The 14,340-nt window shown below is 70.3% G+C and carries 13 protein-coding genes; 3 read left to right on the top strand and 10 right to left on the bottom strand.

The genetic code is table 11. The features are described from left to right. Positions 1–318: 318 nt before the first annotated feature. Both ACFPZN_RS20170 and ACFPZN_RS20165 read right to left on the bottom strand, forming a co-directional pair. A complete protein-coding gene (locus ACFPZN_RS20170; protein ID WP_378283581.1) occupies positions 319–1,569 on the bottom strand; it encodes a cytochrome P450 in 1,251 nt (416 codons plus the stop codon). A 38-nt stretch (positions 1,570–1,607) separates the two neighbouring features. Next, positions 1,608–3,020: an aldehyde dehydrogenase family protein gene (locus ACFPZN_RS20165; RefSeq protein WP_378283580.1), complete on the bottom strand. Its 1,413-nt coding sequence runs from the start codon at positions 3,018–3,020 to the stop codon at positions 1,608–1,610. A gap of 223 nt (positions 3,021–3,243) precedes the next feature. Between ACFPZN_RS20165 and ACFPZN_RS20160 the strand changes: the two genes are divergently transcribed. After that, a complete protein-coding gene (locus ACFPZN_RS20160) occupies positions 3,244–4,476 on the top strand; it encodes a TetR/AcrR family transcriptional regulator (protein ID WP_378283579.1) in 1,233 nt (410 codons plus the stop codon). Positions 4,477–4,534: 58 nt separating this feature from the next. Here ACFPZN_RS20160 and ACFPZN_RS20155 read toward each other — a convergent pair whose 3' ends face one another. Beyond that, positions 4,535–5,752: an amidohydrolase family protein gene (locus tag ACFPZN_RS20155; protein ID WP_378283578.1), complete on the bottom strand. Its 1,218-nt coding sequence runs from the start codon at positions 5,750–5,752 to the stop codon at positions 4,535–4,537. An 18-nt stretch (positions 5,753–5,770) separates the two neighbouring features. Further along, positions 5,771–7,498 carry an N-acyl-D-amino-acid deacylase family protein gene (locus tag ACFPZN_RS20150; RefSeq protein WP_378283577.1) on the bottom strand — a complete coding sequence of 576 codons (1,728 nt, stop codon included), beginning with the start codon at positions 7,496–7,498 and terminating at the stop codon, positions 5,771–5,773. Between the two features lie 136 nt (positions 7,499–7,634). On the opposite strand from ACFPZN_RS20150, the gene ACFPZN_RS20145 reads away from it, so the two are divergent. After that, positions 7,635–8,318, top strand: coding sequence for a TetR/AcrR family transcriptional regulator (locus ACFPZN_RS20145; protein ID WP_378283576.1), 684 nt, complete (start codon positions 7,635–7,637; stop codon positions 8,316–8,318). A 65-nt stretch (positions 8,319–8,383) separates the two neighbouring features. On the opposite strand, the gene ACFPZN_RS20140 is transcribed toward ACFPZN_RS20145, so the two are convergent. The 3 genes from ACFPZN_RS20140 to ACFPZN_RS20130 form a co-directional block, all read right to left on the bottom strand. Next, positions 8,384–8,884: a hypothetical protein gene (locus ACFPZN_RS20140; protein ID WP_378283575.1), complete on the bottom strand. Its 501-nt coding sequence runs from the start codon at positions 8,882–8,884 to the stop codon at positions 8,384–8,386. Positions 8,885–9,042: 158 nt separating this feature from the next. Beyond that, the gene (locus ACFPZN_RS20135) at positions 9,043–9,474 is read right to left on the bottom strand and encodes a DUF3237 family protein (RefSeq protein ID WP_378283574.1); all 432 of its coding nucleotides are present in this window, start codon (positions 9,472–9,474) and stop codon (positions 9,043–9,045) included. A gap of 14 nt (positions 9,475–9,488) precedes the next feature. After that, positions 9,489–11,138 carry a CocE/NonD family hydrolase gene (locus ACFPZN_RS20130; protein ID WP_378283573.1) on the bottom strand — a complete coding sequence of 550 codons (1,650 nt, stop codon included), beginning with the start codon at positions 11,136–11,138 and terminating at the stop codon, positions 9,489–9,491. A 90-nt stretch (positions 11,139–11,228) separates the two neighbouring features. Between ACFPZN_RS20130 and ACFPZN_RS20125 the strand changes: the two genes are divergently transcribed. Further along, positions 11,229–11,882 carry a TetR/AcrR family transcriptional regulator gene (locus ACFPZN_RS20125; RefSeq protein WP_378283572.1) on the top strand — a complete coding sequence of 218 codons (654 nt, stop codon included), beginning with the start codon at positions 11,229–11,231 and terminating at the stop codon, positions 11,880–11,882. A 110-nt stretch (positions 11,883–11,992) separates the two neighbouring features. Here ACFPZN_RS20125 and ACFPZN_RS20120 read toward each other — a convergent pair whose 3' ends face one another. The 3 genes from ACFPZN_RS20120 to ACFPZN_RS20110 are packed head-to-tail and all read right to left on the bottom strand — an operon-like array spanning position 11,993 to position 14,305. Continuing rightward, entirely contained in the window at positions 11,993–12,877 is an 885-nt protein-coding gene (locus ACFPZN_RS20120) for an SDR family NAD(P)-dependent oxidoreductase (protein WP_378283571.1), read from the bottom strand. Positions 12,878–12,905: 28 nt separating this feature from the next. Beyond that, the gene (locus tag ACFPZN_RS20115; RefSeq protein WP_378283570.1) at positions 12,906–14,096 is read right to left on the bottom strand and encodes a cytochrome P450; all 1,191 of its coding nucleotides are present in this window, start codon (positions 14,094–14,096) and stop codon (positions 12,906–12,908) included. Continuing rightward, positions 14,093–14,305, bottom strand: coding sequence for a ferredoxin (locus tag ACFPZN_RS20110; protein WP_378283568.1), 213 nt, complete (start codon positions 14,303–14,305; stop codon positions 14,093–14,095). Before ACFPZN_RS20110 ends, ACFPZN_RS20115 begins: the two co-directional genes overlap by 4 nt. Positions 14,306–14,340: the final 35 nt, after the last annotated feature.

Raw genomic sequence — 14,340 nt, 5'->3', positions numbered from 1 at the left:
GGCTCGACCAGAGGCGACGGGGAGGCCCCAGACCATCACTCCGGTGGAAAGGGGGCCCCGCACGCTGACATCGAACCCGGCGTCCCAGATCGCGCTACCGAAAGTACAGAGACGAACACAAAATGTCAAGTCGGATCACTTGATCAACCGCATGTTCACTTAACCGACCTCAGGCGAACAGTTCGCACCCCGCCGAACCGGCGGCCGTCGTCGTCCATGTCATCGACCAGCCCTGGGGCATCGACATCAGCGACATCACCGTCCGGGCCGGCGGCGAGGACTACATCTACTGACCACCGGGGCCTTCTCGGTGAGGCCTCAGCCCACGTGGGCGGGGAGGGACTGGATGCCGTTGATGAAGTTGCTCTTCATCCGTACGGGGGTCCCGAACTCGATGTCGGGAAGGCGGCGCAGCAGCTCACCGATGATCGACCTGAGCTGGACCTTGGCGACTCCGCTGCCGAGGCAGAAGTGGGCGCCGCCGCCTCCGAAGGCGACGTGCCGCGTCCGGGGACGGGACAGGTCGAACGCGTGCGGGTCCTCGAAGACCGTCTCGTCGCGGTTGCCCGAGCAGTAGAACAGGACGACCTTGTCGCCGGCGGAGATCCGGGCACCGGAGAGTTCCACGTCGCGGGAGGCCGTCCGGGAGAAGGTCATCACCGGTGTGGCGTGCCGGACGAACTCCTCGACCGCGCCCATGATGCGGCCGTCGAAGTCGGCCATCAGCCAGTCGCGCTGCTCGGGGTGCGCGGCGAGACCGAGCATGGTGTGCGTCGTCGTCTGCTTGGTGGTGTCGTTGCCGGCGGTGGCCATGAGGAGCATGAACGCGCCGATGTCGTCGTCGCTCAGCCCCTCGCCGTCGATCCGGGCCTGGACGAGGTTGGTGAGCAGGTCGTCGGAAGGATGCTCGCGCCGGTGCGCCGCCAGATCCTTGGCGAGCGAGAAGAGGTAGATCGCCTCCTCCATCTTGAGCTTCATCGCCTCCTCCGCCGGCAGCCTGGAGACCTCTCCGGCCCCGAAGAGGTTGTCCGCCGCGCGCGCCACCCTCCCGCGCTCGGACTTCGGCACGCCGACCATGTCGGAGACCGTCTCCATCGGCAGCCGCCTGGAGCACGCCTCGACGAAGTCGATGTCGCCCGCGCCGACGAGGTCGTCCACGATCAGCCGGGCGTTCTCGGTGATCCGGTCGTCGATCTTGCGGATCTGCTTGGGCGTGAACGCGGCGCTCACCAGGCCGCGGTGGCGGGTGTGCTCGGGCGGGTCCATGGCGAGGAAGTACGAACCGCCGGTGCTCCGCGCTCCCAGCGGGTCGAGCGTGAACCCGTGGCGGGACTGGAACGTCTCGCTGTCCCTGCTGACCGTGGTGATGTCCTCGACCCGCGTCACCGCCCAGAAGCCCTGCTCCTCGTGCGGCGCCGGATAGGAGACCGGCGGATGCCAGCTGACCGGGGCCTCGGCGCGCAGGCGCGCGAACGCCTCGTCCCGCTCCTGGAACGACCTGCTCCAGAACTCGTCGGAGGAGATGTCGACGCCGGTGGTGAAGGGGTGGGACGTACTGAACAGGCCCATGGTGACGCTCTTCTCGCCTCGGGGGTGGGGGGTCGGCTCTACGCGGCCGGGGGGACAGTCAGGACCTGGGTCTCGGTGAAGCCGTACAGGCCCCAGATCCCGTTCTCGACGCCGACCCCGCTCCATTTCGCGCCGCCGAACGGCAGGTCGGGGCGGACGCCCGCGCCGTGGGCGTTGATCGAGACCTGGCCGCAGTCCAGGTCGGCGGCGACGGCACGGGCCCGGTCGACGTCGGCGGACCAGACCGAGGCGGTCAGGCCGTAGGGGGTGCCGTTGGCGCGCTCGATCGCCTCGTCCACGTCGCCGTAGGCGATGACGGGCAGGGCCGGCCCGAACTGCTCCTCGTCGACGATCGCGACCCCGTCGGACACGTCGGCCAGGACCGTCGGTCGGTAGAAGTAGCCGGGACGGTCCAGGGGCGCGCCTCCCGCCGCCGCCCTGGCCCCCTTGCCGAGGGCGTCCTCGACCAGCCCCGCGACCCGGTCGTACTGCGGCCGGTTGTTGATCGGCCCGATGCGCGCGCCCTCGACGGTCCCCGCGTCGACCTTGACGGCGCGGGCCTTCTCCGCGAGCGCCTCGACGACGTCGGCGTAGATGCTCCGGGGCGCGTAGACGCGCTTGACCGCGAGACAGATCTGCCCGCAGTTGGCGAACGCTCCCCAGAAGAGGCTGTCGGCGATCCGCCCGGGGTCGGCGTCGTCGAGGAGGATCGCCGGGTCGTTGCCGCCCAGCTCCAGCGTCAGCCGCTTGAGGTCGTCGGCCGCCGTCCGCGCGATCACCTTGCCGGTCGGGGTCGAACCGGTGAAGCTGATCTTGCGGGGCACGGGGTGCGAGGTCATCCGCGCGCCCAGCGGATCGCGGCCCGACACCACGTTCAGCACGCCGGGCGGGAGGGCGCGGGCCAGCGCCTCGCCCAGGGCCAGCGTCGCCAGAGGGGTGTAGGGCGACGGCTTGAGCACCATCGTGTTCCCGGCCCGCAGCGCCGGGGCGATCTTCCAGGACGCCAGCGCCACCGGGAAGTTCCACGGGGTGATGGCCGCGACGACGCCGAGGGGACGGCGGACGACCTCGGCGTAGCCGTTCGCGTCGTCCTGCACGACCTCGCGGGGCACGTCGAGATCGGCGTAGTAGCCCAGCCAGTAGACGGCGCCCATCACCTCCATGCGCGCGTCGTCCAGCGGCTTGCCCTGCTCCGCGGTGAGCAGGGCCGCGATCCGCTCGGTGTCGGCCTGGACCGAAGCGGCGGCCTCGCGCAACGCCGCCCGGCGGCGCTCGTCGTCGCGCCGCCACTCGCGGAACGCGGCCTGGGCGGTGCTCATCGCCAGGTCCAGCTGCTCCTCGGTGCAGTCCGGCGCCTGCGCGAACACCTCGGCCGTCGCCGGATCGATCACACCGAACGTGCTCTTCGCCTCCGCCGGCACGCCGCCGATCGTCATGCCCGGGTCTGCCATACGTCCTCCTCGGGGCCGCCCACGGCCGGGGACACACAAAATATGAGACTCTTAATTCAAGTGCAATACCTCGCCAGATCCGTTTGGTGGCGATCGGAAACAAGACTCGGATTTCGCCTACCTCACGGCAGGAGGCGAAGAACGGCTACAGTGATCCCACCCGCCTGATCCGGTGCGGACCGTGGAGTGAGCGAGGTCGGCGAGCGAGAACCGAAGGCGGACGATGGCGGACGAGGGACAGCGGCGCCCCGGCAAGCCCGGCGGCCGAATGCCCGCGTTCAAGCAGGCGAGGTACCAGCAGATCCTCGACGCCGCCCTGGAGGTCCTGCACGACGCGGAGTACGAGCAGATCAAGGTCGACGACGTCGCACGGCGCGCCGGTCTGGCCAAGGCCACGCTCTACCGCTACTTCACGTCCAAGGACCAGCTGTACGCCGTCGTCCTGCGCCGGTGGGACGAGCATGAGCACCAGCGCCCCCTGCCCCCGTCAGAACCCGGTGCGGCCCGCGTCCGCGGCCGGGCCGAGGCCACGATCGCCGCGTACGAACGGCACCCGCAGTTCTTCAGACTCGACGTCCAGCTCTTCTCCAGCGAGGACGCGGAGGTCAGGGCCCAGCTGTCGGCCCTGGCGGCGCGCACCCACCAGCTGTACGCCGCGGACTTCGCCGCCCACGGGGTCGCCTCTCCGCACGACGCCGCGGCCATGCTCCAGGCGATCGCGCGTTCGGCACTCACGAACGCCGTCTTCCACGGCGCGCCGTTCTCGACGGTCCATAACCGAGTCGCACGCTTCATAGACCTGTACGAGCCATCGGGGGAAGGCCGCCCCGTCCCTGAAACCGCCCCCCTCGCCGAACCGGCCGCGATCGCCGGTGAACCGCTGTCCGGATCCAAACGCCAACGGCACGACCGGATCCTGCGCACCGCCCGGGAGGCACTCGAAGAGCAGCCGTACGAGCACGTCCACATCTCCGAGATCGCACAGCGGGCCGGCATCGCGCTCGGCACGCTCTACCGGTACTTCGCCTCCAAGGAGTACCTCTACGCGATCGTCATCCACGAATGGTTCTTGACCAGCCGCTTCCTGCTGCCCTTCGACGACCTCTCCCCCGCGGAACGGATACGATCACGCATCCGCGCCGCCGTGGACGCCTTCGAGGCACGCCCGCGCTTCTTTCGCCTCAACTCCCTGCTGTACTCCGCCCTGGACCCCGCGGTCCAGGGCGTCATGAGGGCGATCTTCTCCCATGCCAGACGCCTCTTCGCGAACGACTTCCGCGCCCTCGGCGTCGCAGACCCGGACGACACCGCCGCCATGCTCTGGGCCATCCTCCATTCCCTGACGAACGCGGCCCTGTCCTATGACACCAGCTTCCCCGAGGTCCACCGCATCGCCGACGAGTTCGTCGCCCTCGCCGTCCAGAGCACCCGCGCTCCGCTCGCCGCGGACACATAGGTCACGACCGGCCAGTATTCGCCCGTGCGCGAACGCGTCCGGCGTCGGGGGCGCCGCCTCAGCGCGGGAAGGTGAGTTCCCGCGCGTTGTCATGCATGATGCGCCGTTGTTCCGCAGGGGTGAAATCGGCGACGTTGACGAGGAAGTCTTTCGGTGCGGCATAGCCTTCGCCGTGGGGCCAGTCGGAACCGAAGAGAATGCGCTCGACGGGGATGTGGCGGGCGAGATCGCGGACGTCCTCCTCGACGAACGGCGCGACCCAGCAATGTTCGATGAACTGGTCGCGGGGGCTGGTCCTGAAGCCTTCGCCGTGGCCCAGGTAGTCGAGGGCATGCAGCAGCGACGGCACCCAGGCGCAGCCGTTCTCGATGAAGGCGATCTTCAGCTTCGGGAATCGCTCGAAGAGCCGGTGGGCGACGAGGACGTAGGCGAAGTCGTGGACGGTCCTGTGCTTGGTGAGCCCGGAGAACGTCGATGACTGGCCCAGGTGCTGGGTGTCGCCTGGCGCGATGCCGCCCATGTGCGCTTCGCCCCAGACCTCGCCCATCAACGCGTGCACCGGCGTGTACGTTTCGTCCGCGCCGTCGTGGGTGGCGACCACCACGCCTGCCTCCGCGGCCAGATGCCAGAAGCGGTCGAACATGGGGTCGGCCGGTGACCGGTTGCCGTCACGGGTGACGGCGGCACCGTGCCGTATGTTCACCACCCGGGCACCGCGGTCAAGGCACCACTCAAGCTCGCGCAGTGTCGCTTCCGGGTCGCACATGGTGATGAACGGCACACCGAAGATACGGTTCTTGTAGGCGAACCCCCACTGCTCCTCGAGCCACCGGTTGAAGGCCCGGTAGCACTCGATCGCCGCCTCGATATCGGTGTGCAGCAGCGGCTCGATCACCACGCCCTGAGAGGGGAACATCCAGGCGTGTTCGAGGCCCTGAGCATCCATCACCTTCAGCCGGGCGTCGCGCTCGTACCAGTCGGGATGGTCCGATGCCTTCTCGGTGAATCCGGACAGGAAGACCTCCCGGCTGGTACCGCCTTGGAAGTACTCCAGGAACGCGCCGGGCAACGGACGCGGATGCACGTCGGCCGGGCCGGGAAGCGACGTGGTCTGCACGCCGTCCACCAGGTAGCGGACGACCCCGTCGATCTCGGCGAGCTGGACGCCGCGGTCAGCGAACTTCGGGTCGCGGTGGCGCGTGAACGCGTCGCTCGTCTCCCAGTAGTGGTTGTCCGCGTCGAACAGCTTGGAGACCATTGCGCTTGACTCGGTCATGTCGGCTCCCAATCGTCGTCACGCAGTGCCGTGGCGGAGCAGTTCGCCGGGGGTTTCGTCGGTGCAGACGCCGTCGACGAAGGTCGTCCTGCCGTTCACGATGATCCGGTCGTAGCCGACGGCCTTCTGCACCAGCCGCCACTCACCGGCCGGATAGTCGAACAGCCGCTCCTGCGGCAAGGCATCGACCGTGTCGGGGTCGTAGACGATGACGTCGGCCGGCTTTCCCTCGGCGATCGAACCCCGGTCGCGCAGCCCGACGGCCATGGCCGGATAGGCGGACAGGCGCCAGTGCGCCTCTTCGAGTGACATGATCTCGTGCTCGCGCACCCAGTGGCCCAGCAGTTCGGTGGCGAAACGGCCCGTGGTCACGAACTTGGTGTGCGCGCCGCCGTCGCTGATGCCGGGCAGCGCCACGGAGCAGGAGGTCACCTCCCGGACCGCCTGCGTGTCCATGTCGATCATCGTCGTGCCGAACCCCACGTTGAGATCGCCCGCGACGGCGATGTCGAGCATGGCGTCGACCAAGGACTTGCCCTCCCGAGCCGCGATCTCACCGATCGTGAACCCCTCGTAGCGCTCCTTGAGCGCCGGCGCGTCCTTGGCGTCGCTCGTGATCCAGTTCACGGTGATCTCGGCGAGCGGGTAGCGGGCGGCGCCGAAGCCGCCTTCGAGTTCATCGACCGCCGCGCGCAGGGCCGGGCGGCGTCCGGGGTCGGAGAACTTGGCGATCTTCTCTTCGAGCGTGCCGAGGCAGGCGTCCTTCCAGGCGGGGAAGATGTCCATGAGGTTGTAGTTGTCCAGGACGATCTCGGACTGGAAGCGCACGATCTGGGCCGAGGCGAAGACCCGCAGGCCGTCCTTCCGGTTCAGCTCTTCGAGGCGGTCGATGGTCGCGAGGTGGGGGAACTGCGACTCGCCGTGCTGGCTCACCGAGCCGGTGGGCGCCAGCGCGTTCCAGATGATCGGACGGCCGCTCTCCCGGGCGATCAGCGCCGCCGTCTCGAGCTGTCCGGTGATCTGGGTGGTGCCCCGGCCGATCGTGCGCAGCGCCCTGGAGAACGCCGTGACCTCGCGTTCGGTCATCATGTCGGTGACCATCGGTGTGCCGTCGTGGTCGAGCTGGACGTTGTACAGGTCACCCGAGATCTGGGAGCTCCAGCCGGCGCCGCCGGCCTCCATCCCCTCGACGAGAAGCCGGCACATGACCTCCAGTTCCTCGTCCGACGCCCGGTGCGCCTTGGCCTTGTCCACACCGACGACATAGGCGTACAGCGGTGCCAGGGGCACCAGCGACATCACGTTCACGCCCTTGGGCGTGCGGTCGACGCTGTCGAGGAACTCGGGGTAGGAGACCCAGTCCCAAGGCATTCCGGCTCGCATCGTCTTGACCGGCACCGCCTCGTTGCGGGACAGGCTGAGCATCGCGCGGTCCTGGTCCTCCGGCCGACAGGGCGCGAAACCGAAACCGCAGTTGCCGATCAGAACCGTGGTGACGCCGTGCCAGCCCGACATCGTGCACCACGGATCCCAGAAGATCTGGCTGTCGTAGTGGGTATGGATGTCGACCACGCCGGGAGCGACGATCTTGCCGGAGGCGTCGACCACCTCCGCTCCCTCGGAGGCGTCGACGAGGCCGATCTGGGCGATCTTGCCGTCCTTGATCGCCACGTCGGCCCTGTAGCGGGGGGTGCGCAGACCGTCGATGACGGTGCCGCCCTTGATCACGATGTCGTACGCGGCCATCTTGTCGCCTCCAGTGATCCTGACCGTCTCCTTGGAATCGCGCGTGACTCGCAGCGCAAGCTAACATACTTGTTGAGCGTTGAACAAGTAACTTGGAGCCGAGCACCGTGGACAGCGAACCCAGTACTCTGCCGTCATGAACCCGGCCGCACCCCAACGTCGGACTCAGGTCGAGCGAAGGAACGACTCCGAGGAGGCCCTGCTCGAGGCGGCCGCCGATCTGGTGGCCGAGCGCGGCATCGAACGCGCCTCGCTGGCCGGCATCAGCGACCGCGCCGGGGCGAGCCGCGGCCTCGCGAGCCACCACTTCGGGTCGAAGGACGCGCTCATGGCCCGGCTCGCACAGCGGGCGCAGAACACGATCAACGACGCGATGACCGCGGCCGTCACACGAAGTGGGCGTCTCGTCGGGGACATCCCAGGTCTCGAACTCCTGCGAAGCACGGTCGACACCTACCTGGAGCGGTTCGAGAACCCCACCAGCGAGGACCGCGCTCTGATCGTCATGTGGGGCGCCACCTTTCCGGCGGAGGCGTCACCGAAGGGCATGCTCGACGCCGACCAGCGCAGCCACGACGGCTGGACCGCAATGATCGAACAGGGCCAGCGCGACGGCTCCGTCCGGACGGACATCGACCCCTCGATCGGGGCGATACTGCTGCAGGCACTCATTCGGGGCTTGGCGGCAAGCCTCCTCGACTCCCCTCCGGCCGGCAAGGGCCAGGTGCGCGAGGCGTGCCAGGCCTGGATCACCTCAGCCTTCACCGCACCCCATGAAGGCACGACCGCTCCGCCCGGCAGCTCCCCCGGCAGCCCCTGACAAAGCCGCGCTGGTCGGGGCCCACCAACGCTGTAAGTCCGAGGTGCTGGACGCTTCCCGTCAACTCAGCCTTCGGAAGGGTGATCGATACGGGGCGGGAGGGGGCGGCCCTTGTCCGAGTCCGCTCCGAAAAGAGGCGTCGTTCCGGACACGCTGAGATAACCGTCCACACTCTGCCGGACCGAGATTCCGAACCCATCGGTGGTTCGGGTATAGCCCGCGCGCGGGCTGGTATCCCTATCGGTTCGCGTCGGCCAGCCCTTTTCTCGCCAGGCATCCAGCACCAGCTCGAAATACCGGTCGGAGTTCTGGGGGGTGGCGCCGATCACCCAGTACGCGATGTCGAAGAATGCCAGGTGATCAGGATCATCGGCATCGACAGCGGAGGTGATGCCACCATGGAGGCCGGCCTTCGGAAGATCGGGATGTCGTCGCGCCAGCGCCGAGCCGGCCGGGAGGGCCCGGAGTGTCCGGACGAAGTGCCGCAGCAACTGTGCGCGGGCCGCGGCCTCGGTGGTCGTCGGCGCCATATCGTCCTCGTCCCATCGAAAGTTCGGCTGCACCACGGTGCCTGGTCCCCGCCGCGTGCCTGGAGGCCCGTGAGATCTGCACCCTTCCATGGTGCTGCCGCGGTACTCAACCCGGGCCCCGGGGCGGGCGACGACTACCGGCCCCTTCGTGGGCAGCCCCAGAGATCTCCGAAGGCGAGGTCCGCGAACCGGGCCTAGATGGCGAGGACGCGGCTCACCTCGATGCTCACCTGCCCCGCCTCGCTTCCCACCCGTAGTTCCCCTAGGAAGAAGCCGGTCGCGAGCCAGGTGGGGCCGCCTTCGGGCACCTCGAAGACGGGACGGGTGGGCATCGACACGCCGCCGGCCGGGGTGTCGAAGTATCCGAGTCCCTCGTTGATCACGGAGATCACCGCGCCGTCCGCGGAACGGATCTCGTAGCGGGCCCAGACATGCACCGCGCCGTCGGGGCGCACGACGTTCCAGTCGGCGCCGCCGGGCAGCACGGTGCCGGTGAGCGCGGGGCCGTCGACGCTACCGCCGAGGATGGGTATCACCCTGCGGTAGCCGGCGTGGGTCCTGCCGACCTCGCGCGGCTCGCCGACCTCGACGGTGAGGGTGAACGCGGGTTCCAGCGTCAGTGCCATGGGGGCGGTCCTGTTCAGTTGCCGGCGACGGGCAGCACAAGCCGGGACGGTTCGCCGTCGCCGTGGCGGATGGTGTGCGTCGCGGGTTTGAGCGTGGAGCCGGTGCCGGGGTTCTCGCCGGTGCCCAGGTTGCGGGCGAACTGCGGGTGTGACCCGCCGGCGACCAGCAGCCGCAGCCGGTGGCCCGCGCGGAAGCGGTGCGCGGTGTGGCGCAGGGCCAAGCGCACCGGTCCGGGCTCGCGGTCCGGGGCCAGCCGCTGATAGGCCTCGGTGACGTTGCGCGAGCGGCCCTTGGCGTCCACCTCACTGAGCCGGACGAACAGGTCGGCGTGCGGGTTGTCGGTGGAATGCGCCAGCTCGACCTCCGGGCCGCCGAGCACCTCCAGGTCGTGCTCCAACGGGTCGCTGGTGAAGGCGAGCACGTCGGGGCGGGCGGCGAGCCTGCCGTCATCGACCATGCCGCCGCCGGCGAGGATCGGCCCGCCGAAGGTGGGCGTCGGATCCGCGGGGTCGAAGGTGAACGTCGAGGCGGCGTCCCCGGCGGGGGCGGAGGCGAGCAGGTCGCCCCCGTGGTGCAGGTGCAGGGTCTGGGCGGTGCCGGGCGGCGGCCAGGCGGGCAGGTCACGCCACTGGCCGGCACCAGTGACGTGGATCCGCACGGGCGCGGGCCGGCGGCGCCCGCCGCGGCCGGCGATGTGCTCGTCGAGCCAGTCCAGGGTCTGCGCGGTGGTGGTCCGCGCGCCCTTGGACATGACCTGGATGTGCGTCCACGGGCCGATGGTGAGTGCGACGTCGACGCCGCGTTCGTGCAGCCGGGTGTACTGCTCCACGGTCTGGTCCAGGAACAGGTCCTGCCAGCCGCTGATCAGCAGCACCGGCACGCTCGTACGCTCCAAGGCCGCGGCGTGCTGCATCGGCTTCCAGTAGGGGTCGGTGAGGTCGGGGCGGGTGACCCGGTGGCGGTACCACGGTGCCCCGCCGGCGAAGTGCGCCTCGGCCGCGTCGGCCAGCGGGAGGGCGTCCAGGACGGGCCGCAGCCTGCCGCGGCTCCGCGCCCGGTGCACCGCGGCGCGCAGCCCGCGCGCCTCCTCCTGGTGGGCGATCCCGTCGCTCCACTCCAGCAGGTCCAGGTTGAACGCCCCGGTTCCCCAGGCATGCCGGCTGAAGTCATGCGGCCCGACCGAGATCACCGCGGCGGCCAGCTCCGGCGGCGGGTCGGCCAGCAGCGCCCACTGGGTGTGCCCCAGGTATGAGCCGCCGAGGGTGCCGAAGGTACCGCTGAACCAGGGTTGCTCGCGCATCCAGGCGACCACGTCCTGACCGTCGGCGGCCTCGTCGCGCATCGGGTCGAACTCGCCGCCGGAGCCGAACGTGCCCCGGCTGCTGACGAACAGCACGCGGTACCCGCGTGCGGCGAAGATCCGGGCCATGAGCAGCGAGAACGGCAGGGACCTCCCGTAGGGGCCGCGGACCAGGAGGGTCCCCAGCGGCTCGGTGGACGGCCTGTACAGATCCGCGGCGAGCTCGACGCCGTCGCGCATCGGCACCCGCACCGGAGAGATCGTGTAGTCCGGGCGGGCCCGGGTGACCCCGAGCAGCCGCAGGACGAGCCGTTCCGCCCGGCGTCCGGCGACCCGGGCGCCCGACCCGACGATCTGTGCCATACGGCCTCCTCGACGAGCAACGCGTCGACCGATGCTAACACTATCCGGAGGCACTCATTCCGCTTTGTCGGAGCGAGATAGAGTTCCGGCATGCCGACCTCCTCCCCGCGTGCCCCGCGCCGCGACGCGCTGCGCAACCGGGAGCGGGTGCTGACCGCCGCCGAGCGGGTGTTCGCCGAGCGCGGCCTCAGCGCCACCCTCGAGGAGGTGGCGGCCAGCGCCGGGGTCGGCGTCGGCACCGTCTACCGGGGATTCCACTCCAAGACCGCGCTCCTGGAAGCGGTCTTCGAACGGCGCCTCGATGCCGGCACCGAGCTTCTGGACGAGTGCCGGCGGCGCCCCTCGGCCTGGGACGGGCTCCGCGAGTTCCTGCGCCGCAGCCTGCTGCAACAGGCCGACGACCGCGGCCTGCACGAATTCCTCTACACCGTCGACACCGACCGCACCCGCTTCGACCGGCTGCGCGCCCGCATCGAGCCGCCGCTCACCGATCTCATCGAGCGCGCCAAGGCCGAAGGCGCCCTCCGCGCGGACTTCCGGGCCACCGACGTACCGCTGCTGATCCTCATGTTCAGCCGGCTCGCACACACCGACAGGACGCTCGGCCCGCCGATGGCCCGCCGCTACCTGGAACTGCTCCTCAACGGCCTGGCTCCGGGCGCCGACCGCGGCCCCATCGAACCGGCGCTCAGCGACGACGCGCTCGGCGACTGGCTCACCGGCATCGGCAGAGCGAGGCCGTAGACCATACCGACCGTCCGAGGACGCCCCTGGGCACCGGGGCGTCCTCGGACCCGGGCTGATGAGCGCGGTACCTGAGGCCGTTCCGACAGGTCCAGGCCGGTGTGGCCTCGTCAGGCCTCGCTGATCTCCTCCGCCAGCCGGGGCGGCAGCACGCCGGCGTCGCCGCCCAGGTCGCCGGGGAAGATGATCGAGGTCCGGGCGAGGTTGCCGCCGTCGGTCGCGGGCAGGCACACCCCGGAGATGTACGCCGACTCGTCCGAGACCAGGAACAGCGCGGCGTTGGCGTTGTCGCGCAGCGTCGGCGGACGGTCGAGCTTCAGCGGGATCGAGGTCGCGGCGGCGTCCCACGGCTGCATCTGCTCGTAGCTCTTCCCGAGCACCTCGGCATCGGGCGGCATCGCGAAGTTGGCGCTCATTCCGTGCGCCGGGCACAGCGCGTTGACCCGGATGCCGTCACCGCCGAGTGACAGTGACATGCCCTTCACCAGCCCGTTGACGCCGTGCTTGGCCGCGGCGTAGCCGGGGAAGCCCGGGTAGGCCACGTAGCCGGCCATGGAGGAGACGGCGAGGATGGTGCCGCGCCGCTGCCGTTTCATCACCGGGACCGCGGCGCGGGCGGCGAGGAAGACGCCGGTCAGGTTGGTCGCCAGCATCGAGGTGAAGCCCTCGACGGAGATCTCCTCGAACGCCAGCGTGCCGAACCCTTCCTCGGGCACCCCGGCCGAGCACATCAGCACGTCGAGCCGCCCGTAGGTGTCCACGGCCAGTGCGACCGCGTCGACGCTGTCCTGCGGCTCGCGCACGTCCGCCTTGGCCCCCACGGCCTGACCGCCGGCGGCGGTCACCTCGTCGACGACGCGGTCGACGCGTTCGGGGATCAGGTCGGTGACCACCACCGCCGCGCCCTCGGCGGCGAACAGCAGCGCGCTCTCCCGCCCCAGGCCCGATCCGGCTCCGTTGATCAGGACGACCTTGCCGTCCAGCCGTCCGCTCATACTGCTTCTCCTCGTCATTCCGCCCGGCTCAGCGGACCGGGAAGGTGATCGGCAGGCGGATCGCGCCGCGCACGCCGTGGTTGGTGTAGACGACCCGGTCGCCCGGGGTGATCTCGTAGTCGGGGACGCGCCGGTGGAACTCCTCGATCGCCAGCCGCAGTTCGAGGCGGGCCAGGTTCGAGCCGAGGCACCGGTGCGGGCCGGCCGCGAAGCCGACGTGCGCGTTGCGCGGGCGGGCGAAGTCGACGGTGAGCGGGTCGGGGAACGCGGCCGGGTCGGCGTTCGCCGCGGCCCAGACCACCTCGACCTTCGACCCGGCGGGGAAGCTGCGGCCGCCGACCTCGATGTCCTCGGTCACCCACCGGTGGGCCAGGGGCACCGGCGACTCGAAGCGCATCAGCTCCTCCACCACCCGGGGCAGCAGCCCGGGGTCGGCGACCACCCGCCGGCGTTCGGCCGGATGCTCGGCGAACCAGGCCAGCAGGCAGGACAGCGCGGAGGTGACGGTGTCCAGTCCCGCGATCACCAGCAGGTAGCAGACGTCGATGATCTCCTGGTCGGTGAGCCGCCGGCCGTCGTGCTCGGTGGTCAGGAAGCCGCCGATCAGGTCGTCGCGGGGCGGTTGCGCGCGGCGTTCGGCCAGCACGGCCTCCAGGTAGGCGTACATCCGGTCGCCGGCGGCGCGCATGCCGGCCTGCTGCTCCTCCTCGGTCGCCCCTTGCGGCCGGACGACGGCCTCCTTGAACCGCAGGAAGACGGGAAGGTCCGCCGTGGGCAGTCCGAGCAGGTCGATGAACAGGTGGGTGGGCAGCGGCCCGCACAGGGCGGGCATCAGGTCGGCGGAGCCCTCGTCCGCGAAGGCGTCGATCAGCTCGTTGGTGCGGGCCCGGATCACCGGTTCCAGCCGCGCGACGCGCTTGGGCGTGAACAGCGGGTCCAGCAGCCTGCGGTACTTGCGGTGGACGTCGCCGTCCAGGTCCAGGGGGATCAGCGGGCGCTTGCCGCCGAGGTTGAAGTGCACGCCGTCGGTGGCGCGGACCGCCGGATGGCGCAGGAAGTCGGCGACCTCCTGCCGGGCGGCCACGACGAGCGTGCCGTCGCGGCGCACCGGGCAGCCGCTCCCCGCCAGCTCGGTGAAGGCCGCCTGCGGACGCCGCTCGTCCCAGGAGTCGAGTTCGTGCGCGGCGCAGAAGATGGGGAAGGCCGGCTCGTCCTTCATGCTCGTGTCTCCTCGGTCCGGGGCTCGATCGCGATGGCCTGCTCCGGGCATCCGCCCGTCGCCTCCCGCGCCGCCGTGCCCAGGTCCCGGGGCACCGGATCGGCCAGGACGCCGGCGCGTCCCTCGTCGTCCAGATCGAACAGGTCCGGCGCGTTCATCACGCAGAGCGCGTGCCCCTGGCATCGGGTGCGATCCACCGTGACCCGCATACGCCTCAGCTCCTTCCGGGCGCCGGCAGGGATGG

This window comes from Actinomadura rugatobispora (assembly GCF_042656285.1).
Lineage (GTDB): Bacteria > Actinomycetota > Actinomycetes > Streptosporangiales > Streptosporangiaceae > Spirillospora > Spirillospora rugatobispora.
Note: the sequence above shows the minus strand (reverse complement) of the source record. Positions and strands in the feature narration are given on the sequence as shown.